This window comes from Nocardia sp. NPDC003269 (assembly GCF_042888005.1).
Taxonomy (GTDB): domain Bacteria; phylum Actinomycetota; class Actinomycetes; order Mycobacteriales; family Mycobacteriaceae; genus Nocardia.
In genome coordinates this window covers 974,640-997,821 of record NZ_JBIAPA010000003.1, presented here as the reverse complement: position 1 = coordinate 997,821, position 23,182 = coordinate 974,640, and the positions used below count along the sequence as shown (strand labels likewise).

Below are 23,182 nucleotides of genomic sequence, written 5' to 3'. Positions count from 1 at the left end.
TGTTCGTTCACGGGAACTCTCTTCTTCTAAGGTCCGCGCGGGCAAGGGGTTACCGCACGGTGCGGCGGAATGCGCCGGTGCTTCGTCAGAAGGTGCCGATGTTGTTCATGACCCAGTACCAGAAGGCGATGATCAGCAGCATCGCTCCCCAGGTCAGGATCAGTCGGACGATGTCGAGCAGCATGCTGGGCTCTCTCTGTCGGTCGGCGCGGCGGTGGTGTCCTCATCGGGGCTCCAGGCTGCGCAGGGTGGTGGTGAGGTAGCTGTCGAGTACGGACTGCCGTAGGGCCTTCGTGCCGGTGGTCGAGGTCAGCAGGCCGTAGAGCCCGAGCAGGAAGAACATCGCGCTGTGGTGCGGCTCGACGGTGTTCTGTACCTCGCCCCGCTCTCCGGCACGGGTGATCTCCTCGGTCAGCACGATGATCAGTGGATGTTCACGCCAGCTCTCGTCGACCGGCCGCGTCGGCGAGAAGTGCATGGCGAGCAGATCTCTGAACAGCAGGCTGCCCAGCTGTCGCTCCAGTTCGGTGACCAGTCGGACGGTCCTGACGAAGGTGTCGCGCAGATCGGGGGATCGGCGCCGGAACCGTTCCAGCGCGCGGGCGATGCGGAACTCTTCTCGCTGCTCGAGTTCGAGCAGCACATGCTCCTTGGTGGGGAAGTGGAAGTAGAAGGTGCCGCGTGCGACACCGGCGGACTCGGCGATGGCGTTGATATCGGCGTCGGCCACGCCGGTTTGCTTCAGTTCGGCGATGGCCGCGTCGAACACCCGCTGCCGTGTGTGCAGCCGCCGGGCCTGTCGGCCCTGGTGCTGCTCCGGGGTTGTACTCATGGCTGGGTTCTAGCCCGTGCCCTCGACCGCTGTCAACGTGTGGAGCGGTGTGCTGATGTTGACAGATGTCAGTGAAAAATGTCAACGAACTCGAACGTAAACCGCTGTGGCCAGCGGTATCTCGAGTGTCGCGGGGTGTCGGCGAGCGCGGTCCGCCGGGAATCGGGGTGACGGTGTCCCGGGGTGTGTTCGCGCAGCGTGCGGCCGTCGCCGGGCAAATGCTGGAGAACTCTTCACGTGACTTACTGGATGCTTTACAGTAACGGCGAATAGGAGGCCGGTGAGCCTGTCTGTCGGCCACGATATCGAGGTCGCGCCCCGGGGATCTCCTTGACGCGAGGCGGGTGCGGTATGGATCTGGGGTTGCGCGACGCGGCCACGGTCGTGGTCGGCGGTAGCCGGGGTATGGGACTGGCGACCGCGCGATGTCTGGCGCAGGAGGGTGCGCGGGTCGCGGTGGTCGGACGTTCCGCCGCCGATGTCGAGGCGGCTGCCGCCGAGCTCGTCCGCTCGGGGAGTGCGGATGCGGTCGGTCTCGTCGCCGACGTGCGCGATGTCGAGCAGGTGGCGGCGGTGTTCGGCCGACTGGGGGAGCGCTGGGGCGGCGAGCTCAACGCGCTGATCAACACGGTCGGGCCGGATGTGCGCGGCACCGTGGAAGAGCTGACCGGCGAGCAATGGCACGAGGCCCTCGATCACGGAGTCCTGCCCGTGGTGCACTGCGTCAACGCGGCGCTACCGCTGCTGCGCCGGGCGTCGTGGGCGAGGATCGTGAACTTCTCCGCGCACTCGACCCAGCGTCAATCCGTCTCGCTGGCGGCCTACACCGCCGCCAAGGCCATGGTCACCAGCGTGTCGAAGAATCTGTCGCTGCTGCTCGCGCCGGAGGAGATCCTGGTCAATGTCGTCTCGCCCGGCACCTTCGTGACGCCGGCCCTGCTCGGCTGGGCTCGTTCGGTCGGCATCGAGAGTGCGGACCCCCACCGGCTGATGGCGGCCATCGGCGAGCACTACGGGCATCCCGCGCAACTGCCGCGGGCCGGCCTGCCCGACGAGATCGGTCCGGTCGTCGCGTTTCTCGCCTCCCGGCGCAACTCCTACATGACCGGCGCCAACATCAATGTCGACGGCGGTTCGGACTTCGTCTGAAATGCTGTTGTAGATCCAACTGTAAGTGATACAGTATCGACTTGTAGATCCTGGTGCGGCTGGACGCGCAGCGGAGATCGTCGGCGCGCCAGTGGCCGGGCCGAAGTACACATCGATGGGCCGACGTCGACCGACGGCGGCCGACCTGCTGATCGAATTACTCGCATTTGCCGGGTGATTCGGCGTGTCCCCACGATTCGTCAGGAATTCCGGATGTCGAGAAACTCCAATTCTGTCGGCGCACTCGGTGATTCCGAACCCGCCGCGCCGATGATGCCGGCCAGCCGGGCGGTCGGCTCCTGGTTCCGGGGATACCTCGACCGGCACCCCGGCGTCGCACTCGGCACCGTCGGTGGACAATTCGTCCTCGGGGTGCGCACCGTGCAGTTCCTGATCACCGATATCCTCACCGGCCGGTTCGCGGTCCGCGAAGCCGTGGATCAGGCGGCCTTCATGGCGTCGGCCGCGGTGCTGCCGACCATCTTCGTGGCCCTGCCCATCGGCGTCACGCTGTCCATCCAGTTCGGGTTGCTGGCAGGTCAGGTGGGTGCGACCTCGCTGGCAGGCGCCGCCAGCGGCCTGGCCGTCATCCGGCAAGGCGCGCCGATGGTGGCCGCGCTGCTGATGGCGGCGGCGGTCGGTTCCGCGATCTGCGCGGACCTGGGCTCCCGCAAGATCCGCGAGGAACTCGACGCCATGGAGATCATGGGTGTCTCGGTCATCCGGCGCATGGTCGTGCCGCGGTTCGCCGCCGCCGTCCTCATCGGCGTCTCACTCACGGGCGTGGTCTGCTTCGTCGGTTTCGTGGCCGGCTATGTCTTCAATGTCTTCGCCCAAGACGGCGCGCCGGGCAGTTTCGTGGCCACCTTCGCGTCGTTCGCCACCGTCGGCGACCTAGTCCTGACATTGATCAAAGCGGTGGTATACGGCGCGATCGTCGCGATCGTCGCCTGTCACAAGGGACTCACGACCGAGGGCGGATCGGCGGGCGTGGCGAATTCGGTGAATTCCACGGTGGTTTCGTCGATCCTGCTGCTGATGATCGTGAATGTTCTGTTCACACAGATATTCATGATGCTGTTCCCACGGCAGGGGTTGTAATGGCGTCGACCTACTACCCGCCCGGAATACGGATGGCGGCCGTGCTCCTGAAGGAAATCGGCATCGTGTTCATGCGGCTCGGCCACATGCTCACCTTCTTCGTCCGGGCCGTGCTCGCCATTCCGGTGATGCTGCGCAACTATCGTGCGGAATTCCTGCGGACCCTGTCGGATATCGCCTGGGGGAACGGCTCGATCGTCGTCGGCGGCGGTACCGCGGGCGTGATCATCGTGCTCGGCGCCGCGGGTGGCGCGATCGTGGGGCTCGAGGGATACAACGCCTTGCACCTGTTGGGGATGGAACCGGCGATCGGGCTGGTCGCCTCGACAGCGTCGACCAGGGAACTGGCCCCGATCATGGCCTCGCTGGCCTTCGCCGCGCAGGCCGGGTGCCGGTTCACCGCGCAGCTGGGGGCGATGGGGATCTCCGAGGAGATCGATGCGATGGAGTCCATGGCGATCCGGTCGATTCCCTACTTGGTGAGCACCAAACTGCTGGCCTCGGTCGTGGCGATCGTGCCGCTGTATCTGGTCTGTCTGGCGATGAACTACCTGGCGGTCGAATTCGTGGTCGGCGCGGCGGGCGGGCTGTCGCTCGGCACCTACCACCACTACTTCCAGCTCGTGCTCAGCGGACCCGACATCGTCTATTCGCTGGGCAAGGCCATCGTGTTCGTCCTGCTGACCACCACGATCCAGTGCTACTACGGCTACTACGCCGCCGGCGGCCCGCAGGGCGTCGGCATCGCGGCAGGCCGGGCCATGCGCGCCGCGATCTCGGTGATGATCGTCGTCAATCTGCTGCTGACCGTGGCCCTGTGGGGTATCGGCACCAGCGCCCGGCTGGGAGGGTGAGCTACCGGTGATGTTCGACAAGGACGGGCGTGGACCCTCCCTGTTCTGGCTGATGGTCCGGGGCGTCGTGCTCGCTGCCCTCGTGGCGGGCGGGGTCACCGTGGTCGTGCTGAAATCGTCGGGAACGTTCGACGAGAAGACCGAAGTCGTCGCGTTGCTGCAGCACGTCGGCGACGGCCTGCCACCGCGGTCCGACGTCAAGTTTCGCGGCGTCCTCATCGGGACCGTCGCCCAGGTGTCACCCGGATCCGAGGGGCGGCCCAGCCGGGCGCTGCTCGAACTCGATCCCGCGCGGATCGACGATGTCCCGAGTACGGTCACCGCGCGGGTAGTCCCGGGCAATGTCTTCGCGGTCTCCTCGGTCCAGCTGGTCGACAACGGGCCGGGCAGGCCGCTGCGGGCCGGTGACGCGATCGAGCAGGACGACAGCCTGTCGACCGTGCAGCTGCAGACGGCGCTGACCAAACTGCGCGCCATCGTCGCCGCCTCCGCCCGGATCGGCACCAGCGACACCGTCGGCGTGCTGGCGGCGGTGGCCAAGGCCACCGACCGGCGCGGTGGCGACCTGGTCGCGGCGGGCGCTGCGCTCGAACGGATCACCGCCGGGTTGTCAGCGCAGATCGCCCCGCCGGGGGAGCCGTCGACGATCGCGGCGCTCACCGATTCGGTGCAGGGCCTGGCCGCCGCCGCTCCCGATCTGCTGGACGCGCTGCATCATTCGGTGATCCCGATGCAGACGGTGGCCGCCCAGGACGCCGCATTGCGCGATCTCCTCACCGCGGGTGCCGCGACCTTGTCGACGGTCGGCGGTGGGCTCGGCGCCCACGTCGACGAGATGGTCACCGCGACCGATCAGTTGACGCCGGTGCTGGATGTCTTCGCTGCGGGCAGTTCACATTTCGGCCCGATCGCGGGACGGATCAAGAAGCTGTCCGATGTGTGGTTCGCCGAGTTCTGGAACGAGCGGACCCAGACCGGGACCGGAAAGTTCCAGATCCGGCTTAGCGCCGAAACGCCCTACACCCGTGCCGACTGCCCGCGCTACGGCGACCTGGCCGGACCCAGCTGCTCGACCGCACCGGAATCGGCCACCGCGCAACCACTACCCGCCTCGCTGGACCCGCGTTCCCTACCGAAACCGGTGCTGGCCCCGGAACTACAGGACCTGATCGGCCGCGTGCTCGGCGGTGACGCCAATGCCGCCGAACAGGTTCTCGCCCAACTGCTCACCACCGGAATCCTCGGAACAGGAGGTGTCCCGCGATGAAGTCCCGTCGCTCGGTCGTCGGACTCGGCATGTTTCTCGTCGTCGCGTTCGCGCTCATCTGGATGACATTCGTGACGCTGCACCGCGGTGTCGACGGCACGACCAGGTCGTACTCGGCGATCTTCACCGATACCACCGGCCTGCGTTCCGGGGACGACGTCCGCATGGCGGGCGTGCGGGTGGGCCGGGTCGACGCCGTCGAACTCGACGGCACGGTGGCCCGGGTGCGCTTCCGCGTCGCGGTCGAGCAGCACCTGTACGCCGACACCACCGCCGCGATCACCTACCAGAACGTGATCGGGCAGCGCTATCTCGGCCTGTCCCGGCCGGCGACCGGGTCAGCCGCCGAATTGTCCGGCGGCGCGCAGATTCCGGTGGAGCGCACCGAACCCTCGTTCGATCTGTCCGGCCTGCTCAACGGATTCGAGCCGTTGTTCAGCGGCCTGGACCCACAGCAGGTGGACAACGTCACCGCCGCGCTGGTGCGGGCCCTGCAGGGCGACGCGGGATCGTTGACCACGCTCATCGCCCAGATGTCCACGCTCGCCCAGTCGCTCGCGGGTCCCGATCAGGTACTGGGCTCGGTGATCGTCAACCTCGACCAGGTCGTGGCCCACCTCGACACCCGCCGCGCGGAATTCGGCACCCTGCTGAGCCGGACCCGCGCCATCGTCGACGGGCTGGCCCGCCACCGCGACGAACTGATGACGACCCTGACCGAGGCGTCCGGGGTCGCCGACCGGATGGCGACCGTCGTCGCCCAGGACCGGCCCGCCCTGGAACGGCTGCTGACCCGGGAGCCGGGCTTCACCCGGCACTTCGAACAGAACAAGGACCAGTTCGCCTACCTGGGCTTCAACCTCCCGGTGCTGCTGAAGGGAATCGCCCGGGTGAGCCAGGAGGGCGCGAACATGAATGTCTACCTGTGCAATCTCGGCTTCACCGCTGTCCCCGCGCTGTCGGACCTCGTGCCCGCGATCGTCCGCTACGCGACCCCGTCCGGCACCGTCCAGCAATCGCCGATGTGTAGGTGAACCACTCATGACGATCCCACCCGGGCTCCGGCGCCTCGTCGCGGTCGGCCGCCCACTCGAAGAACAACGTCCCCGGGTGCTCGGGGTCATCGCGCTGGCCGTGCTCGCCGGGGTGCTCCTGGCCGCGCTCGGGGTATCCGCCGTCGGCGTCGGTGCACGCGGCTACGAAGCCGAATTCGCCCAGTCGGCCGGCCTGCGCGTCGGTGACGGCGTCACCGTGGCCGGAGTTCCGGTCGGCGAGGTCACCGGCCAGCGTCTGGCAGGCGATCGGGTCGTGGTCCGGATGCGTGTCGACGACCAGGTCACCCTGGGCACCGAGACCTCCGCCGCGATCAAGCTGACCACCCTGCTCGGCGCCCGCTACGTCGAATTGCGCCCTGCTGGCCCCGGCGAGCTGCCTGATCGTCGAATAGGGCTGTCGCGCACCGCTGTTCCCTACGATCTGCAGCAATCGCTGGAGAACGCCACCACCACTTTCGAACAGATCGACGCCGAGCAGGTCGGCCGGTCGCTGGAGTTGCTGGCCACCCAGCTCGACGGCGTCCCGGCCGTGCTGCCGGGGGTGCTCGGCGACATCCGGACCCTGGCGGGCATTCTCGCGAGCCGGCGAGGCGAGCTCGGTTCGCTGCTGGCCGGGGTGCGCAACCTCACCGCGACGGTGACCGCGCAGCAGTCCGACCTCACCGCGATCGCGACCTCGGGCCGGGACCTGCTGACCGACATCGCCGCGCGCAGGCAGGTGATCGAACTGCTGATGACGGCGACGACCCGGCTGGTCGAACAGGTGCGCGCGATCGTCGTCGACGACCGGCCCCGCGTCGACGAGTTGATCGCCGGGCTGAACGGGCTGCTCGGTTCTCTCGCCCGGCACGACGACCTGCTGCGCAACACCCTCGAGATCCTGCCGGTGTCGGTGCGCAACCTCGCCAACGCGGCGGGCAACGGGAACTCGGTCGACTTCAACGCCCCCGCGGGCGTCCTCGTCGACTCCTGGATGTGCGCGCTGAGCGGGCAGGCCGCGCAGCAGAGCCTGCCGAAATACTTCGGGGAGTGCCGATGATGTCACCGACCACCGTGCTGCGCGCGCTGGCGCTGTTCGCGATCTGCGTCCTCGCCGGGTGTGCGGGCGGCCCACTGCGCACCGAGCCCGGCGACATCACCGTGGTGGCGCGTTTCGACGACGCCGCGGGTCTGTATGTCGGCAACGCGGTCGCCGTGCTGGGGATGCCGATCGGCGAGGTCACCGCGATCACGCCCGCCGGGGCCTACGTCGAGGTGCGCATGCGGGTCGACGGCGCGACGCCGATCCCGGCGGACGCGACCGCGGTGACCGTGTCCACCTCGGTGCTGACCGACCGGCACGTGGAGTTCACTCCGGTCTACCGCGGCGGTCCGGTCCTGCGTGACGGCGCCGTGCTCGCACCGGACCACTCCAGGACACCGGTCGGCATCGACCGGCTGCTCTCGATGGCCGACCGGATGTCCGGCGGGCTTTCCGGTGCCCAGCCAGGAGACGGGCCGATCGCCCGGCTGCTCGCGGTCGCGTCTTCGGCGACCGCGGGCAACGGAGATCAACTGCGGGCCACCATGGACGAGCTGTCGCGTGCCCTGCGCTTGGGCGACGACGCGGGCGCGGAGACCCGCGACGCGGTGACCCAGATCGTGAACGAGCTGGCGGCCCTGGTCGCGGCCGCGTCCCGCGGTGACCAGACCATCCGTGAATTCGGTGCGGCGTCGGTCCAGCTCGGTGACATGCTGGCCCAGCTCGACATCGGGGCAGGCACCACCGGGGCTCAGGTCGTCGCCGTCATGCGCCAGGCCGACGAACTGCTCGTCGACAACCGGACGGCGCTGAACTCGGCGGTCACCGATTCGGCGACCGTTATCAAAGCCCTGGCCGACTACCGCGATCAGCTCGCGGAATTCCTCGACGTCACCCCGATGCTGATGGCCAACGGCTACAACACGGTCGACCAGCAGACCGGCGGCGCGCGCATCCACGCGCTGACCGACAGCGTGGTGTTCGACGGGCAGATGGTCAAGGAAGTCTGCAACATCCTCGGCCTCCGCCAACTGGGCTGCAGCACAGGGACATTGCAGGACTTCGGCCCCGACTTCGGGGTCACCGACATGCTGGAAGCGATGAGCAGGTTGCCTCGATGAGTAGAGATTCCATTCTCGGGACCGCGGCCGGTGCCGCGGTAGTGCTCGTGCTGACCACCGGATGCGGTGTGGGACTCGGTGATCTGCCACTGTCCGCGCGCGGATCCGGGGCGCCGGGTTACACGATCACCGCGAGCTTCACCAATGCGCTGAATCTGCCCGACAAGGCCAAGGTGCGGCTGGCCGGTGCCGATGTCGGCGAGGTGCGCGAGATGACGGTCGCCGATTACCGGGCGGTGGTGCACCTGACCATCCGCGCCGATGTCGCGCTGCCGGTCGGCACCCGCGCCCAGCTGCGCACCGCGACACCGCTCGGCGATGTCTATGTGGCCCTGGACGCCCCGGCCGATGCCGGGCTCGCGACCGCGACCATGCGGGACGGCGACACCATCGATGTCGGGCAGACCTCGGCGGCGGCGACCGTCGAGGAACTGCTCACGACGGCGTCCCTGCTGGTCAACGGCGGCGCGATCCGCAATATGACCACCGTGGTCAACGGGTTCGGCCGGGCCGTTGGCGATCGCGGTGACCGGCTCGGCGACCTGATCGAGCAATCGCGCGAGCTGGTGACCGCGTTGTCGGCTAGATCCGACGACATCCGCCGCGCTCTCACCGAAACCGACCGGCTGGTGGGCGAACTCGCCAGAGATCGCCAGGTGATCGATGACTTCGTCGCCGCGGCGGGGCCTGCCTCGACCGTCGTCGGCGCCAACGCGCCCCAGATGCTCGATATGGTCCGCCGGATCGATGGTGTCACCGCCGAACTGGCGAAGTTCCCGGTGCTGCGCGGCGGCGAGATCGGCGGCCTCATCGGCAATCTCGACCGGATCTCCGCGGGCCTCAACGACGCCATCCTCGACCCGTCGACCAGCCTGGTCGCGATGAACAAGCTGCTGCCCTCGATCATCAAACTGAGCAGCGGCACCTCCGCCCACGGCAATGTGGACTTGCAGGACTTCGCGATCGGCGCGCTGGCTGATCCCGGGCATGAAGCTGATCCCGGCAGCCGGATTCCCGACGCGAGCGACTGGCAGGCGATGGTCGGTTCACTGACCTACACGCTGCTGCGGCTGCGCGAACGCGTGCTCGGACCCGGCCGGTGAGCCGGCGTCGCGCGGTGGCCGCCGCCGCGGACCTGCCCGCGCGCCTGCTCGTCGGCTTGGTCCGCGGCGGGAAGCGGTACCGGCACGCGGTGTCGGCGATCGCACTCGCCACGACCGCGGTGCTCGGCTCCACGTATCTGGTCTTCGGTGCCCTCGGCGTCGATCCGACCGCGGCGACGATCACGGTCCGGGTGCATCTCACCGAATCCGGTGGACTGCTCCCCGGGCAGGACGTCACGCTGCGGGGTGTGCCGATCGGTGAGGTCGCGGCCGTCGACTTCGCTCCCGGCGGGGTCGTGGCGCTGGCCCGCATCGATGCCGGCGTCGGGGTGCCCGACGACGGCACCGTCGAGGTGACGAGCCTGTCGACCGCCGGTGAGCAGTTCCTCGACTTCCGGCCGCGGCGATCGGCCGGGCCGTATCTGGACGACGGCGCGGTGATCACCCAGGACCGCACGTCGGTGCCGACACCGCTGTGGCGGATGCTGGGCACGCTGGACAGCACCCTGGCGCAGGTCGATCCCGCCCGGCTCACCGCCGTGCTCGACGAACTGGGCTCCGGCCCCGGCGGTCCACAGAAACTGGCCGATGTGCTCGACGGCGGCATCTTCCTGGTGTCGACACTGGATGCCGTGCTGCCGCAGACGGTGTCGCTCATCCGCGACAGCCGGACGGTGCTGTCGACGGTGGGCTCGGGATCGGTCGCGCTCGACCGATTCGCCGCCGACCTGGCCACCGCTGCGCGCGGTGTCGAGGCGAAGACCGGCGGTTACACCGAGCTCCTGCACACCACGCCGGGCACACTCGCCGCACTGGACACGATGGTGGCGGACAATTCCACGGCGGTGGTTTCGCTGCTGACGAACCTGTCGACCGTCGCGTCGATGACCACGACACGCGTACCGGCTCTCCAGGAGTTCTTCTTCCCGACCCAACGCGCGGGCTCCACGCTCGACGCGCTGGTGACCGTGATCCACGACGGTGGTTTCTGGGGGCTGGTGAGCCTGTATCCACGGCGCACCTGTACCTACGATCTGCCCCGCCAGGCGCCGTCCCTCAACAACTACGTCGAGCCCTACCTCTACACCTACTGCGCCGACACCGATCCGTCGCTGCTGGTCCGCGGCGCGCACAACGCACCGCGCCCGCTGGGCGAACGGGTCCCCGGCCCACCGCCGCCCGGCGTGCCGGCCGACCGGACCGCCACCGTGACACCCACCGGACCCTTCTCCCTGCCTATTCCGTTGCCACTGGCCGATTCCGGCCAGGAGATCCCCGCACCCCCCAAGTGAAGACAGCTCCCTCAGTACGTTGCGTAGAAGCGAGGACCCGTGATGACCGAGAAGACCGACACCGCCGCCGACGCGATCACCGATTCCGATCCCGGCGCCGAGACGACCGCCGACACCGCTACCGCGGCCGCCGAATCTCCCACGGCCGCTGCGCAGCCCGAGGCGGTGCTGCCGACCAAATGGCAGATCCGGCGCATGATCGCCCTGCTGATCTGGCGAAAGATCCGGATCCCTCTACTGATCGCCGTCGCCGTCGTCGCGGTCGTCCTCGCGGCGGTCTTCGGATGGAAACTGAAGCAGGACAGCGACACCGAGTCCGCGGCAGAGGCAGGCCTCGCCGCGGCCCGCGCCTACGCCGTCACCCTGACCAGTGTCGATTCCGGCAACCTGGACCACGACTTCACCGCGGTACTCGACGGGTCCACCGGCGAGTTCAAGGACATGTACACCCGCTCCAGCGGCCAGTTGCGTCAGCTGCTCGTCGAGAACAAGGCGGCGGGCAAGGGCACCGTGCTGGACGCGGCGGTGAAATCCGCGCAGCCGGACAAGGTCGAGGTACTGCTGTTCATCGATCAGACGGTGAGCAACGCGGCCGCGACCGATCCCCGGATCGACCGCAGCCGCGTACAGATGACCATGGAACTGGTGGACGGCCGGTGGCTCGCGAGCCGCGTGACCATCCCCTGATCGGCGGGTTCTGGTTCGAGTCCAGGTGGGGGAGCGTAACCATCAGGTCGCCACCAGAAATACGCCAAAGTAGCCCGAATCGAACTGTCCGGGGGCTACAACGATGTCGCTTCCGGGCTTGGCCCCATCGGTTTCATTGCCTCTGGAGCAGCGGTCGAACGTCCCTTGGGACGGTCTGACGGGCAACCTGGTGGGGGTGCCAACCCGACTGCCGGGTGTAAGCCGCCCATGCCGATGGATATGCCGGGCAGAGGTGCGTGACACGCGCCCTAGTCGCGGGGGGGGGGGGGGGCAAGCCTCGCGTGTTGATCACGACTGCGTCGCGACGGACCAATGCTGCGCGTCTCAGCTGGATTCCAGGCGCGGAAACGCGTCAGTGTTGCTCGGCGACTCCATGTAGCACGATGTCGACCGTCCGGGCGATGACCTCGTCGTCAATTGGTTGGTGGGTGAGGAGATGTCGGAAGTGCAGTGGCGCGATGAGTGCTTCGAGGACGGCCCGTGCGTCCGTTTCGGCCGCGACCTCGCCGCGTTCGACGGCTCGGTCGATTATCACCCGAGCTTCGCCGAACCTGGACTGCCAGAACCGGGTCCTTGCCTCGGCCATCGTCGAGTCGTCGTCGACGGTGGCCATGACCCGGGCCAGCGCAGCGCCCTGCTGTGAGGAGAGGTATACGGCGAGCGAATTCGAGAATGCTGTCAGATCGTCGCGCAGCGAACCGGTGTCGGGTATCGGCAGGAGGTCCAGGCTGAGGGTGAGTAGCGCGTCGAGTGTCAGTGCCTCGGCGGTGCCCCAGCGACGGATGAGCGAGGAGGCGTGAACACCCGCTCGCCGGGCGATGTCGTTCATCGTCGTTGCGCGTGTGTCGGCCTCGGTCAGGGCTTCGAGCGCGGCTCGAAGCGCCGCTTCGCGCACCCGCGCCGATCGGCCACCGGTCCGCCGCCGGACCTCCACTGATTCCTCCGTCGTGCCCACGAAGCAATGTTAACGCAGAAACATTGCTTTAGGGCCGGGAAGGGGGTTACGCTGCCTTATGGCAGTGGAATTGCGTTTGTCTCGATGGGGACGGGTCGCTATGCCCCGCCCTCGTCACAGACCATCGTCGGTCACGTTCTGATACACCATGCGCCGACCAAGCGACTCGTCGACCAGACACTACAAACAGGAACGGAGTGACGATGGCGATCGAAAGCCACAACCAAACGACGGCATTCACCGAGGGACTGGCCACCCGCAGGCAGGTGATGGGCGACGATTTCGTCGACCGAGCCCTGGCCCGGGCGGCAGGCACCGAATCCGACGAACTCCAGCACTTCGTCACCGAACACGTCTGGGGCGCGATCTGGAACCGGCCTGGTCTGACCCGCCGCGACCGCAGCCTGCTCAATATCGGCATCCTCACCGCCCTGCGCGCACACGAAGAACTCATCGGCCACGTCCGCGGCGCACTCACCAACGGGCTGAGCCGAGAGGAGATCGTCGAGGCGATTATCCACACCAGCGGATACTGCGGTGCGCCCGCCGCTCTGTCCGCGATGCGCAGTGTTCAGCAGGTGTTCGACCAGGAACAAACCTGACCGCGCACGCATCAGCGACGGTACTCAACTCAATTCCACTGCAATGAATCCGTGTCCTTCCCCGGAGGTCAGGACAACTGCAACTGCTGATTTTCATCACTGCTACCACCGTGGTCGTGCTGTCGGTCCTACTGGTGGTGTGCGTCGTTGTTACAGACCGCGACGACCTCGCAGGAATGCGACGCTCCCGCCGTCAAACCAGTAGCCCAACACCCAGCGACCGGCCCCGTCGAGTGCCCGTTCGTCGACGCTGATAGCTCAACAGGCCCGCTGATACGGCGGGTAGAAGGACCGTGATGGCATGGTCCATTACTGGTCGGACTCGCAACGTCGAGAGTGGCTTCCAGGGCACCGCCGAGCCGTGATCGCTTGGTCGAAGCTCTCCAAGCGTTGCAGGCCGCAGGCTATGACCTCTCGGGCACCGCGCTCGAGACGGCCGGTGGTTCGTCGGGATGGATCTCGACAACCTGCGGCACGTGCGCGAGCATGCTGACCGGATCCTCGAGGGGCGCCTGTTCAGCGTGAGGACGAAGCGATCACGGCTACGGCGCGGTTGAGGTGGGAAAGGATCTGCTGGCACGGGCGACCATCGTGCGACCTGCATATACAGTCGGCTGAAGTCGTGCTCATGGGGAGGTGGCGGCGATGATCGTGGGTGTGCGCGAGGCACCGCTCAGGAATCGCCGCTCGCGTGTGCCGTTGCCTGGCACGAGGTGTCAACGGTGGCGCCGCGCTGTTCGAAAACCTTCTGCGCGATCTCCAACGCGTTGAGAACGCGTGGAAATCCGGTGTAGGGGATGAGCTGCATGAAGATCTCCACGATCTGGTTGGGGCTCAGTCCGCTGGTCAGCGCCGTGTTGAGATGCAATTCGATCTGAGGTTCGGTTCCGAGCGTCGCCAGAGAGGCCAACGTGACGAGCGCACGCTGCTGGTTGTCCAGGTTCGGGCGCGTGTAGATGTCGCCGTAGGCGAACTCGATGATGTATTTACCTATGTCCGGTGCGATGTCACCGAGCCTGTCGGCGATCTTGAAGTGGCTTTCCCCGGCGGTAGCTGCCGTGTACTCGGTCAGTTTGCTCAAGCCCCGCTGATATCGGTTGTCGTTCACTTCCTGATTCCTTCCTGTTGTGCGTGCATGGGGGGATCGCCGCCGTGGGATGTGCCTCGCCTCGGCCGATGTTCTCGGCCGAGGCGAGGCTGAACAGCGGCTTTCATCGCTGTCCGCGAGGCGCCATTTCGCAGACCTGGTTGCATACGCATGCGTCGTCGCGACTGACGGTGGCGCGACGTGACTGCGGAGGCGGCCGAAGAGCGCGGGCAGCGCGCGTGTCGCTATCGTGCTTGCTTGGTGTGTACCGCCTGATCGACGAGTCGCTCGATTGGTCCTCGGTGCAGGGGACCGTGTCCTGGGATCACGGTGTCGGCTGCGAGGCCGGCGAGCGTCGAGAGACTCTGTGTCATCACATCTTCGTCCTCGTTGAAGACGCTGGGCAGCAATTGGGGTCCGCACTCCAGGTGCGAGAGCGGGTGGTCGGTGACGAGGGCATCGCCGGTGAAGACCACACCGGTCGACGGCATGAGCCAAGCGGTATGGCCGCTGGTATGTCCCGGTGTCGAGACGGGCACGAGCGCGCCAGGGATGTCGAGCGGCACGTCGTGCGGGACCGCGGTGACGTCAGGTATCGACATCTTCAGATGTGGCAGGGCAGCAGCGAAGGTTTGTACCACCCACCGGACTCCCGCGATGTGCCCGCACTGTTGGAACATTTCGCCGGGGGTGATCTGCTCCAAGTATTCACGCCGGGCGTGCCGTGCCTCCTCGGGGCCGGTGAGCACAGGGATTTCGCGGCCCGCACGCAGTGTCGGGATACCACCCATGTGATCGAGGTGCGCGTGGGTCAGGACAATCGCCCGCACATCTTCCGGCCGTCGGCCGATAGCTTGGATCGACGCCACCAGAGCATTGCCGTCATTCGGGTAGCCCGCGTCGATGACGGTGAGGGCGTCACCGTCATCGACGAGGGCCCAGTTGACGTTCGTGCCGGTCACCATGTGCACACCGGTCGTGACCTGAATGAGCTTCATTTGTCGTTCCCGATGATCTTGTGGGTGATGGTGCCGATGTTCTCGATGGACAGTTCGAGCAGGTCGCCGACCTTCGGCAGGGTTCCGCTCTCGATGCCCGAGCATCCGGCGATCGTTCCCGTACCGAACAACTCGCCCGGGTAGAGCTGCTCGCTACGCGAGGCATGCGCGAGCGCCTCGCCCAGTGTGTGTTGCATACCGGCTGTCGAGCTGCGGGTGACGACCTTGCCGTTGATCTTGACCTCGGCTCGTAACGCGGCCGGATCACCGATCTCCGCTGCCGCGACGATCACGTCCGACATCGAACTCTTGAAGTGCTTTGCCTTCTGTGGCCCGAAACCGCTACGCATCTCATCGAACTGGACGCTGCGAGCCGACAGGTCGTTGAGCACGACATAGCCGACGATCGCCTCGGCTGCTTCTGCCGGAGTGGCATTCAGCAGTGGCTTGCCGATGACGAACCCGAGCTCGAGCTCGTAGTCCAGGTCGTGGGTGTAGTCCGGTGCGGTGATGTCGGTCCCGGTGGGCACGAACGTCAACGCGTTGCTCATGTAGTAGATCGGCTGTGCGTACCACAGCGGGGACGGCTTGAATTCGGGGAAGGTCGATCCGTTCGCGGTCTCGTAAGCGGTGGCCTGCTCGTAGACGTCGGGCAGGTATCGGCGTGTCATCGCGCGGGAGGCGTCGATCACGTGCTGCTCGGAGAGCATGAAATCACGGAACGACATCGGCGCGAACGGCAGGCGTGCATCGGTCGCGGCGGCGATTGCCGGTGCGGTTTCACGCCAAGCGGGAACGGGCGGAAGTCCCAGCGGGGGCTGGGACTCATCGCCCCAGGTACGCCACAGTCCGTTCTCGAGTACTTCGAAAACTGTTGCGGGCGAAGCCTTTCGACGCCGAACTGCCTGGATGGTCGGTGAGGTCATGATTCGCTCGTTTCGTTCGAAGTTGACAGTGCGATGTCCAGATACGGTGCGATCCATGCGATCGCGTCGGCGAACGCTTCGTCGTAGTGCGCCATCGCACAGTGGTCGTCATCCGGGTACAGCTTGAGTTCCCCCTTGGGTGCCGCATGCGCCAGCTCGACGGTGTCCCGGGTGGGGACGAGGGTGTCGCTGTCGCCGTTGACCGCCAGGATCGGCATCGCGATATCCCCGAAGGCGTCTTGCACGGAAAATGCTCCGAGTTTGCGCGCGAGATCCATCGGATTCTTGGCGGCGAGGGTCTTTTCGAGCGTCCACAGCATGATCTCGGGCATGCCGAAGGTCGATGCGGACTTGAAGGCGTGGTGGTATAGCCCACCGTTGGAGACCACGGCCTTGAGCCGCTTGTCGCGCGTGGCCATACGGGTCGACCAGTGCGCGCCGAAGCTGGTGCCGTGCATGGCGAGTCGGTCGGAATCGATGCGAGGGTGCGAGGCCATGTGGTCGATGACCGCGCGGTAGTAGTTCTCCGAGTCCAGTGACAGGGGATTCCGGTAGGCAAAGGTCCCGGGCATCTCCATGATGAACACGGCGGCATCGGCGGGCCGATGCCGCAACGCAGGAAGAGCGATCTCGGCGATCGTGCCCTCCAGGCCGTTGGTCATCAGAATGGCGGGCGCACGGTCGACTCCCGCGGGCACAATCGCGTACCCGACGATCTGGTCACCGTTGATCTGGATCCTGAATGTGTCGACGTCGATGCCCATCGCGGGTGCGAACGTACGGATCAAGATGTCGAACACGCGGTTGGACTTCGCGTACGCCGTGAGGCGGCGGGTCGTCCAGCCCGGCCACGATGCGGCGAACAGATAGGTCATTGCCTGCACCAAGGCGTCGACCGCGGTTGCGGAATCGGTGTGCTCCGGGTGGGCCTTCTCGAACGCTGCTGCGGCTTGGCGTGATCGGTCGGTGAACAGCTGCGATGCGGGAGACAGGACGCTCCGGAGTTGTTCGACGACAGCGTCTCGGTCGCCGTCCAGAATCTGAGCGACGCTCGGACCGCCCAACCGCGCCAGCGCCGCATCGGCACCTGCGAGTTGTTGGTCTGCGAACGCACTCCAGTAGCCGGCCCAGGCCTCGTCGTCGAACGACCGACAGCCATCGAGTTGCGCGGCGAACTCCTGCGGATCGATACCGCCGAGCTTGGTGAAGCGGTCGACGAACAGTGCCGGCAGGAAGTATCCGACGCCGCGACGCTTGGCCGCTCGCTCTGTGGTTCTGGTCACCGCGTGCAGCGTGACGATCAAGTCCTGACGAAAACCGGCCATGACACAACCTCCTTACGTGCAGTAATGCAATTTCGTTGCTTTAACCACTGTAGGCCAGCGTGGCCGCTAAAGCAATGTTCTTGCGTTAACCTGGCCTGCGTGGATGCAGCGCAGGAACCAGCAGAGGTGCGTCGGCGTCCGGGCGGCCGATCGGCGAGGGTCCGAGATGCGGCACTGCGCGCCGCACTCGAATCCTTGACCGAGTCCGGTCTGGGTGGCACGACGATGAACGACATCGCGCGACGGGCCGGGGTGCATGCGAGCTCACTTATCCGCCGCTGGGGGACCATGGAGGTTCTGATCCTCGACGCGGTGCTCGCCTACAGCACGGATCGCTTGCCGATTCCGGAGACCGGTTCACTGCGCGGCGACCTGACCGCGTTCGCGGAATCCCTCGCGAGCTACCTGTCCTCACCGCAGGGCACCGCCCTGGCGCGGACTATGGCCGTAATCGAGGACGACGAGTTGGTGCCCGGCACTAGGGCGAGGTTCTGGCGGTCACGGTTGAGCGATGCTCGAGTAATAATCGACCGCGCTGTTCAACGCGGAGAAGTCGCCGACGGCACCGACGCGCAACTCGTTCTCGAAACGCTCATCGCGCCACTGCACTTTCGCCGCCTACTCACCCAACGAGCCAACGACAGCGACTACATTGCCGCCGTGGTCGATATCGTGATGTGCGGAATCACCCGCAATGAGCCGAACCAGTGCGCGGAACGTGAAAGTCTTGGACGCTCCCAGGCCGCAGCCACGTCCGAACATCCCGCTTGACGAGCGCAAAGACACCCCCAGCTGGGAGAACGGCCACCGTCACTCGGGTGATGAGCGGATGAGGCGGTCTTACCCAGCCCCTGCCTCCCACTACGCAACTTCGCGCTAGTTTGCATTCGAGGTCAGCTCGGGTCCAGGTGACGAGGTACCGCAGTGGGCACGCGGCGAGCCGGGCGTGAAAATAGGCCTGCGACGCGGCTTGGAATGTACCGCAGACGTTTTGAGGGACAGCGGATTGGCCGAATGAGACTGTCACAGACTGTGATTCGGGCGCGGCATTGCACGCAACGCCGCTCCGAGTTCGAGGACGGCTCGGGGGTCGCTGAGGGAACGGCCGGTGACTTCTTCGATTCGGCGCAAGCGGTAGCGGACAGAGTTGGGGTGCAGAAAGAGCTCGCGGCCGGTATCGGCGGCGGAGCCGTTCGCGGCAAACCAGGTCCGCAGCGTTTGCAGGAGCCGTTCACGTTCTTCGTAGGGCAGAGCCAAAAGCGGGCCGAGCGTAACTCGGGTCATCCGTTCCGCTTCGATCGGTGCTGCCGCGATCAGCATCGCGAGGGGGTCGTCGTCGAATCGGGCAACGCCTCGGGGACGGTCGCGCAGACCGGTCAGGGCGAGTCGGGCGAAATGCAGCGCCTGCGGTGTCTCGGGCAGCGCGTCGTAGGACGGGCTGATGCCCACACGGGCGTGATGGGCGCGGAGTGCCTTCAACACCGATGCTTCTCGGGATTCAGGCAGTGCGAGTACGCCGATCTGCTGATCGGGCAGCAATCGCCAGGCGGAGGTGATTTGTGCTGCGCGTAAGGCTATTTCGATGCCGGGTAGGGCCTCACGGCCGGGAGCGGGCGCATCCGCGGCGACGACGACGTAACGGCCGGCCGGTGGCAGACCGAGGATCCGGGTTGCTTCGCCGAGGGTGTTCGGATCGGCGATCATGCCAGTGAACAGCGCCTCGACCAGTACGGAGCGTTCGTGTTCGCGTTGCAGTAGTAGTTCGGTCGTGGTCTCTCTGTAGGCGGCCGCGACCGCGACAGCGTACTCACCCGATAGTGCCCAGACCTCCGCGGCGAGGTCGACGAGCATCGCGTCGGTGACCTCGGGGTGGCGTCGTGAGGCGGAGACCAGTTCGGACCACAGGAATTCGAATCCGATGCGGAAGGCGTGCAGGGTTTCGGCCAAAGGCACACCCTGTTGTGCGCGAAGCCGCCCGGTCTCCTCAGCCGGTTCCGGGTCCATCAATGCGGTAGGTGTCGAGTTCGGTGAGGAAACGCTGGGCCAGCCGCAGTCCGAGGTCGTCGATCGTCTCCAGTAGGAGCCCAGCTACTTCGATGATCGCTTTCGGCGGCAACGTACGGTCCATTTCCGCAGGTTACAGGTTCGCGACTGTTGTGGAGAACAGTGCCCGGCCGGTGATGTTGTCCCTGCATCCATGGGAGGCGAGTCACATTGATGCGACGATTCCGGCGATGTTTTCAGCACTGACGGAAGTTGACGATGCACTCCTTGACCGTGAATCTGTTGCAGTCGGCCCTGCGTGTCCCGGACCGGGTCGCGGTGCGATCGGACGAGGGGGTCCTGACCTACGGGCAACTCGAGGAGGCGACCGCGCGGGTCGCCTCGATGCTGCATGCCGAGGGCGTTACCCCTGGGTGTCGGGTGGCTTTGATGATGCCCAACGTGCCCGAGTTCGTGGTTCTCTACTACGGGATCCTGCGCGCGGGATGCGTTGTGGTGCCGATGAATCCGTTGCTGAAGGCTCGTGAGGTCGCCTACTACCTGACCGACTGTGGTGTACGAGTGCTGTTCGATTGGAGCGGCGGTCCGGGGGAGGGCGCACAAGGGGCGGCGGCGACCGGAACCGCTGTCCGGACGATCGATCCGGTGTCGTTTTCCGCGTTGCTGGCGCAGCACGCGCCACGCCATGACAGTCCGGAGGTGGAACAGGATCAGGTGGCGGTGATCCTCTACACCTCGGGGACCACCGGCCAACCCAAGGGTGCGGCGCTGACACTAGCCGGGCTCGCGCACAACGCCGAGGTGTACGCCTCGACAGTGCAGGAATTGCACCACGATGATGTGATCCTGGGCTGTCTGCCGCTGTTCCACACCTTCGGACAGACCTGCGCACTCAATGCCGCGATCTATTGCGGCGCCGCGCTGACGCTGGTTGCGCGCTTCGAGCCGGCCGCGGTGTTCGAGGCAATCGCCCGCGACCGGGTCACCGTCTTCGCTGGCGTGCCGACCATGTACTCCGCGCTGCTGCACGACGCGAGCGCGACAACAGCGGACACCACGTCGTTGCGACGCTGTGTATCCGGCGGTGCATCGTTGCCGGTGGAACTGCTCACCGCCTTCGAGAAGACCTTCGGCTGCGAGATCCTGGAAGGCTACGGTCTGTCGGAGACCAGCCCCGTGGTCACGTTCAACCACGCCGGGCGCCAGCGCAAACCCGGCTCGATCGGTGTGCCGATCCGCGACGTCGAGGTCGAGTTGGTCGATCTGATCGACGGGATCGGCGAGATCGCGGTCCGCGGCCCGAACGTCATGACCGGCTACTGGAATCGGCCCGAGGCGACCGAGGCCGCGATTCCCGACGGCTGGTTCCGCACCGGCGACCTCGCCCGGCGCGACGACGACGGCTACTACTACATCGTCGACCGCAAGAAGGACATGATCATTCGTGGCGGGTACAACATCTACCCGCGCGAAATCGAGGAGCTGCTCTACGAACACCCCGACGTCGCGCAGGCCGCCGTCCTCGGCATCGCCGACGATCATCTGGGCGAGGAGATCGTCGCCGCAGTCGTCCTGACCGCGGAAGCGAGCACCACGGCGGAGGAACTGCAGCGCTTCGTTCGCGAACGCGTCGCTGCCTACAAATATCCACGCCAGGTGTGGCTGCTCGACGAACTGCCCACCGGACCCAGCGGCAAGATCCTCAAGCGCGCTATCACGCGGCCATGAAACACGCTGCCACTGTGCGTATTTCATCCCTCGGATTCGCAGGATCGTTGGATGTCGACGTGCTGAAGCCGGCGATCGACGGCGATGAGTTCCTCAGGATGTCATCCAGGATTGTCTTTACTCAATCGCTACGGATGTTGCTGGTGATCCGGGCCGCGTGGCTTCGGTTGAGACTGCTGGGTCGATGCCTTCGCCGGGCACCACTACGTGACCGGTGCTCGGGCCTTCGTCAGGCTCTTGTAGTGGCGTCTATGAGCCCAGGCCGCCTAAGTAGGTTGCGGTGATGCTGGCGCAAGTGATGTCAGTCGCCGCGCGATTCGTCCATAGCTGCCTGGACCATGCGGGTATCGGCACAGTCAGATCCGGTAGTCGCGCAGTACGCCCCTGGCGATGATGCGCTTCTGGATCTCGCTGGTGCCCTCACCGATCAGCATGAACGGCGCTTCGCGCATGAGGCGTTCGATCTCGTACTCGGTGGAGTATCCGTAGCCGCCGTGGATCCGGAACCCGGCCTGCGTCACCTCGTTGCAGAACTCACTGGCCAGATACTTGGCCATGCCCGCCGCGACGTCGTTACGCAGGCCGGAGTCCTTGAGCCGGGCGGCGTTGACCATCATCAGATGCGCCGCTTCCACTTTGGTCGCCATCTCGGCCAGCGCGAACTCGATCGCCTGGTGCTCGACGATGGGTTTGCCGAAGGTGCTGCGCTGCTGGGCGTAGCGGGCGCCGAGTTCGAAGGCGCGGATCGCGATTCCGCAGGCGCGGGCCGCGACATTGACGCGACCGACCTCGATGCCGTCCATCATCTGCTTGAACCCATGTCCGGTGGTGCCGCCCAGGACGGCCTCGGCGGGCACGGTGTGGCCGTCGAGCAGCATTTCGGTGGTGTCGATGCCCTTGTAGCCCATCTTGTGGAGCCGGCCCGGAATGGTCAGGCCCGGTGCGACTTCGCCCAGTCCGGCGGGCTTTTCGAGGAGGAAGGCAGTGAGGTTGTCGTGCGCGCGCGGCTGCCCCTCGTCGGTGCGGACCAGGGTGGCGACCAGGGTGGCGGTGGAGCCGTTGGTGAGCCACATCTTGCGGCCGTCGATGGTGAATCCGCCGTCGGCGTTGCGGGTCGCCCTGGTGCGGATGGCGGCGACATCGGAGCCGAGTTCGGGTTCGGACATGGAGAACGCGCCCCGGATCTCCCCGGTCGCCAGCCGTGGCAGGAACCGTTGTTTCTGCTCGGGGGTGCCGTGCCGGGCGATCAGGTAGGCGACGATGAAATGGGTGTTGATGACACCGGAGACGCTCATCCAGCCGCGCGCCAGCTCTTCGACGCACAGGGCATAGGTCAGCAGGGATTCGCCGAGGCCGCCGTACTCTTCGTCGATCATGAGGCCGAACAGACCGAGTTCGGCCATCCGGTCGACGATGTCCTGTGGGTAGGTGTCGGTGTGCTCGAGCTGCTGGGCGGTGGGGATGATCTCCTTGTCGACGAAAGTCCGGACGGTGGCGAGTATTTCGGTCTGCACGTCGGTGAGTCCGTGGGTGTGCGCGAGTTTCATCGATGGATCCGTTCGTGGAATGGAGGGAGTCGGCCGGCGGTGCGGATCAGAGCATGATCGCGGTAAGAGTCTCGGCGACCAGCGCGGGTTTGCCGCCGTCCTCGTTCTCGACCGACCAGCCGACGGTGAGCAGGGCCCGCGAACCTTCGGTGCTCAGGGCGAGCGGGGTCGCCACCGCCCGCACGCGGGTGCCGGTCCGGACGGCGGCGGGAAAGCGGACCTTGTTGCTGCCGTAGTTGATCCGTGCGGTGCCGAACCCGATGGCGTAGAGATCGCGGCCGAGGCGGGGGAGCAGGGACAGGGTGAGGTAGCCGTGGGCGATCGTGGTGCCGTAGGGCCCGCTCGCGGCGCGGTCGGGATCGACGTGGATCCACTGGTCGTCGCCGGTGCACGCGGCGAACATGTCGACACGTTCCTGGCCGATGGCGATCCACGGGCCGGGACCGAGGGGTTCGCCGAGAGCTCCACCCAGGTCGTCGACGGAGGTGAAAGTGCGCAGTGTCATGG

The 23,182-nt window shown here is 66.4% G+C and carries 23 protein-coding genes; 13 read left to right on the top strand and 10 right to left on the bottom strand.

The window, feature by feature from the left end; all coding sequences use genetic code 11:
- Nucleotides 1-223: 223 nt before the first annotated feature.
- Nucleotides 224-832: a TetR family transcriptional regulator gene (locus tag ACFYWJ_RS24595; RefSeq protein WP_355278413.1), complete on the bottom strand. Its 609-nt coding sequence runs from the start codon at nucleotides 830-832 to the stop codon at nucleotides 224-226.
- A gap of 351 nt (nucleotides 833-1,183) precedes the next feature.
- Between ACFYWJ_RS24595 and ACFYWJ_RS24590 the strand changes: the two genes are divergently transcribed.
- From ACFYWJ_RS24590 to ACFYWJ_RS24545, 10 genes are all read left to right on the top strand, one after another.
- Nucleotides 1,184-1,981, top strand: coding sequence for an SDR family oxidoreductase (locus ACFYWJ_RS24590; RefSeq protein ID WP_355278410.1), 798 nt, complete (start codon nucleotides 1,184-1,186; stop codon nucleotides 1,979-1,981).
- Nucleotides 1,982-2,251: 270 nt separating this feature from the next.
- Complete coding sequence (locus ACFYWJ_RS24585; RefSeq protein ID WP_355278572.1) at nucleotides 2,252-3,082, top strand: ABC transporter permease; 831 nt, start codon at nucleotides 2,252-2,254, stop codon at nucleotides 3,080-3,082.
- Nucleotides 3,082-3,936 carry an ABC transporter permease gene (locus ACFYWJ_RS24580; RefSeq protein ID WP_378826369.1) on the top strand — a complete coding sequence of 285 codons (855 nt, stop codon included), beginning with the start codon at nucleotides 3,082-3,084 and terminating at the stop codon, nucleotides 3,934-3,936. Before ACFYWJ_RS24585 ends, ACFYWJ_RS24580 begins: the two co-directional genes overlap by 1 nt.
- A gap of 10 nt (nucleotides 3,937-3,946) precedes the next feature.
- The gene (locus tag ACFYWJ_RS24575; protein ID WP_355278569.1) at nucleotides 3,947-5,203 is read left to right on the top strand and encodes an MCE family protein; all 1,257 of its coding nucleotides are present in this window, start codon (nucleotides 3,947-3,949) and stop codon (nucleotides 5,201-5,203) included.
- Entirely contained in the window at nucleotides 5,200-6,237 is a 1,038-nt protein-coding gene (locus ACFYWJ_RS24570) for an MlaD family protein (RefSeq protein ID WP_355278405.1), read from the top strand. The genes ACFYWJ_RS24575 and ACFYWJ_RS24570 overlap by 4 nt, the downstream gene beginning before the upstream one ends.
- Nucleotides 6,238-6,244: 7 nt before the next feature.
- Nucleotides 6,245-7,297 (top strand): MCE family protein, encoded by a 1,053-nt coding sequence (locus ACFYWJ_RS24565; protein ID WP_355278402.1) that lies wholly within the window; start codon nucleotides 6,245-6,247, stop codon nucleotides 7,295-7,297.
- Entirely contained in the window at nucleotides 7,294-8,400 is a 1,107-nt protein-coding gene (locus tag ACFYWJ_RS24560; RefSeq protein ID WP_355278399.1) for an MCE family protein, read from the top strand. Before ACFYWJ_RS24565 ends, ACFYWJ_RS24560 begins: the two co-directional genes overlap by 4 nt.
- A complete protein-coding gene (locus ACFYWJ_RS24555; protein ID WP_355278396.1) occupies nucleotides 8,397-9,503 on the top strand; it encodes an MlaD family protein in 1,107 nt (368 codons plus the stop codon). Before ACFYWJ_RS24560 ends, ACFYWJ_RS24555 begins: the two co-directional genes overlap by 4 nt.
- Nucleotides 9,500-10,795 (top strand): MlaD family protein, encoded by a 1,296-nt coding sequence (locus ACFYWJ_RS24550; protein ID WP_355278394.1) that lies wholly within the window; start codon nucleotides 9,500-9,502, stop codon nucleotides 10,793-10,795. Before ACFYWJ_RS24555 ends, ACFYWJ_RS24550 begins: the two co-directional genes overlap by 4 nt.
- A 42-nt stretch (nucleotides 10,796-10,837) precedes the next feature.
- A complete protein-coding gene (locus ACFYWJ_RS24545) occupies nucleotides 10,838-11,482 on the top strand; it encodes a hypothetical protein (RefSeq protein ID WP_355278392.1) in 645 nt (214 codons plus the stop codon).
- Nucleotides 11,483-11,855: 373 nt separating this feature from the next.
- Here the strand turns inward: ACFYWJ_RS24545 and ACFYWJ_RS24540 are convergent, their stop codons facing one another.
- Complete coding sequence (locus tag ACFYWJ_RS24540) at nucleotides 11,856-12,458, bottom strand: TetR-like C-terminal domain-containing protein (protein WP_355278390.1); 603 nt, start codon at nucleotides 12,456-12,458, stop codon at nucleotides 11,856-11,858.
- Nucleotides 12,459-12,661: 203 nt separating this feature from the next.
- Here ACFYWJ_RS24540 and ACFYWJ_RS24535 point away from each other — a divergent pair, with 203 nt between their 5' ends.
- Complete coding sequence (locus ACFYWJ_RS24535) at nucleotides 12,662-13,060, top strand: carboxymuconolactone decarboxylase family protein (RefSeq protein WP_355278387.1); 399 nt, start codon at nucleotides 12,662-12,664, stop codon at nucleotides 13,058-13,060.
- A 673-nt stretch (nucleotides 13,061-13,733) separates the two neighbouring features.
- Here the strand turns inward: ACFYWJ_RS24535 and ACFYWJ_RS24530 are convergent.
- The 4 genes from ACFYWJ_RS24530 to ACFYWJ_RS24515 form a co-directional block, all read right to left on the bottom strand.
- Entirely contained in the window at nucleotides 13,734-14,168 is a 435-nt protein-coding gene (locus ACFYWJ_RS24530) for a carboxymuconolactone decarboxylase family protein (RefSeq protein ID WP_355278385.1), read from the bottom strand.
- A 224-nt stretch (nucleotides 14,169-14,392) separates the two neighbouring features.
- A complete protein-coding gene (locus ACFYWJ_RS24525) occupies nucleotides 14,393-15,145 on the bottom strand; it encodes an MBL fold metallo-hydrolase (protein ID WP_355278383.1) in 753 nt (250 codons plus the stop codon).
- Nucleotides 15,142-16,071: a fumarylacetoacetate hydrolase family protein gene (locus tag ACFYWJ_RS24520; protein ID WP_355278381.1), complete on the bottom strand. Its 930-nt coding sequence runs from the start codon at nucleotides 16,069-16,071 to the stop codon at nucleotides 15,142-15,144. The genes ACFYWJ_RS24525 and ACFYWJ_RS24520 overlap by 4 nt, the downstream gene beginning before the upstream one ends.
- Nucleotides 16,068-17,396, bottom strand: coding sequence for an alpha/beta hydrolase (locus ACFYWJ_RS24515; RefSeq protein ID WP_355278379.1), 1,329 nt, complete (start codon nucleotides 17,394-17,396; stop codon nucleotides 16,068-16,070). The genes ACFYWJ_RS24520 and ACFYWJ_RS24515 overlap by 4 nt, the downstream gene beginning before the upstream one ends.
- Before the next feature lie 99 nt (nucleotides 17,397-17,495).
- Between ACFYWJ_RS24515 and ACFYWJ_RS24510 the strand changes: the two genes are divergently transcribed.
- The gene (locus ACFYWJ_RS24510; RefSeq protein ID WP_355278376.1) at nucleotides 17,496-18,167 is read left to right on the top strand and encodes a TetR/AcrR family transcriptional regulator; all 672 of its coding nucleotides are present in this window, start codon (nucleotides 17,496-17,498) and stop codon (nucleotides 18,165-18,167) included.
- A gap of 252 nt (nucleotides 18,168-18,419) precedes the next feature.
- Here ACFYWJ_RS24510 and ACFYWJ_RS24505 read toward each other — a convergent pair whose 3' ends face one another.
- Both ACFYWJ_RS24505 and ACFYWJ_RS24500 read right to left on the bottom strand, forming a co-directional pair.
- On the bottom strand, nucleotides 18,420-19,343 hold the full coding sequence (locus ACFYWJ_RS24505) for a helix-turn-helix domain-containing protein (RefSeq protein ID WP_355278373.1): 924 nt from the start codon (nucleotides 19,341-19,343) through the stop codon (nucleotides 18,420-18,422).
- 37 nt (nucleotides 19,344-19,380) lie between these two features.
- A complete protein-coding gene (locus ACFYWJ_RS24500) occupies nucleotides 19,381-19,524 on the bottom strand; it encodes a hypothetical protein (protein WP_355278370.1) in 144 nt (47 codons plus the stop codon).
- A 134-nt stretch (nucleotides 19,525-19,658) separates the two neighbouring features.
- Between ACFYWJ_RS24500 and ACFYWJ_RS24495 the strand changes: the two genes are divergently transcribed.
- On the top strand, nucleotides 19,659-21,128 hold the full coding sequence (locus ACFYWJ_RS24495) for a long-chain fatty acid--CoA ligase (RefSeq protein ID WP_355278566.1): 1,470 nt from the start codon (nucleotides 19,659-19,661) through the stop codon (nucleotides 21,126-21,128).
- Between the two features lie 356 nt (nucleotides 21,129-21,484).
- On the opposite strand, the gene ACFYWJ_RS24490 is transcribed toward ACFYWJ_RS24495, so the two are convergent.
- Nucleotides 21,485-22,675, bottom strand: a complete 1,191-nt coding sequence (locus tag ACFYWJ_RS24490) for an acyl-CoA dehydrogenase family protein (RefSeq protein ID WP_355278367.1) — start codon at nucleotides 22,673-22,675, stop codon at nucleotides 21,485-21,487.
- A gap of 46 nt (nucleotides 22,676-22,721) precedes the next feature.
- A complete protein-coding gene (locus ACFYWJ_RS24485) occupies nucleotides 22,722-23,174 on the bottom strand; it encodes a MaoC family dehydratase (RefSeq protein ID WP_355278564.1) in 453 nt (150 codons plus the stop codon).
- Between the last annotated feature and the right edge of the window lie 8 nt (nucleotides 23,175-23,182).

Bases quoted from the DNA above. Each gene is read 5' to 3' on its own strand.
- ACFYWJ_RS24575 (WP_355278569.1), top strand. From the start codon at position 3,947: ATGTTCGACAAGGACGGGCGTGGACCCTCCCTGTTCTGGCTGATGGTC.
- ACFYWJ_RS24580 (WP_378826369.1), top strand. From the start codon at position 3,082: ATGGCGTCGACCTACTACCCGCCCGGAATACGGATGGCGGCCGTGCTC.
- ACFYWJ_RS24490 (WP_355278367.1), bottom strand. From the start codon at position 22,675: ATGAAACTCGCGCACACCCACGGACTCACCGACGTGCAGACCGAAATA.
- ACFYWJ_RS24535 (WP_355278387.1), top strand. From the start codon at position 12,662: ATGGCGATCGAAAGCCACAACCAAACGACGGCATTCACCGAGGGACTG.
- ACFYWJ_RS24590 (WP_355278410.1), top strand. From the start codon at position 1,184: ATGGATCTGGGGTTGCGCGACGCGGCCACGGTCGTGGTCGGCGGTAGC.
- ACFYWJ_RS24525 (WP_355278383.1), bottom strand. From the start codon at position 15,145: ATGAAGCTCATTCAGGTCACGACCGGTGTGCACATGGTGACCGGCACG.
- ACFYWJ_RS24555 (WP_355278396.1), top strand. From the start codon at position 8,397: ATGAGTAGAGATTCCATTCTCGGGACCGCGGCCGGTGCCGCGGTAGTG.
- ACFYWJ_RS24520 (WP_355278381.1), bottom strand. From the start codon at position 16,071: ATGACCTCACCGACCATCCAGGCAGTTCGGCGTCGAAAGGCTTCGCCC.
- ACFYWJ_RS24570 (WP_355278405.1), top strand. From the start codon at position 5,200: ATGAAGTCCCGTCGCTCGGTCGTCGGACTCGGCATGTTTCTCGTCGTC.
- ACFYWJ_RS24565 (WP_355278402.1), top strand. From the start codon at position 6,245: ATGACGATCCCACCCGGGCTCCGGCGCCTCGTCGCGGTCGGCCGCCCA.
- ACFYWJ_RS24560 (WP_355278399.1), top strand. From the start codon at position 7,294: ATGATGTCACCGACCACCGTGCTGCGCGCGCTGGCGCTGTTCGCGATC.
- ACFYWJ_RS24545 (WP_355278392.1), top strand. From the start codon at position 10,838: ATGACCGAGAAGACCGACACCGCCGCCGACGCGATCACCGATTCCGAT.
- ACFYWJ_RS24585 (WP_355278572.1), top strand. From the start codon at position 2,252: ATGATGCCGGCCAGCCGGGCGGTCGGCTCCTGGTTCCGGGGATACCTC.
- ACFYWJ_RS24495 (WP_355278566.1), top strand. From the start codon at position 19,659: ATGCACTCCTTGACCGTGAATCTGTTGCAGTCGGCCCTGCGTGTCCCG.
- ACFYWJ_RS24595 (WP_355278413.1), bottom strand. From the start codon at position 832: ATGAGTACAACCCCGGAGCAGCACCAGGGCCGACAGGCCCGGCGGCTG.
- ACFYWJ_RS24515 (WP_355278379.1), bottom strand. From the start codon at position 17,396: ATGGCCGGTTTTCGTCAGGACTTGATCGTCACGCTGCACGCGGTGACC.
- ACFYWJ_RS24500 (WP_355278370.1), bottom strand. From the start codon at position 19,524: ATGGACCGTACGTTGCCGCCGAAAGCGATCATCGAAGTAGCTGGGCTC.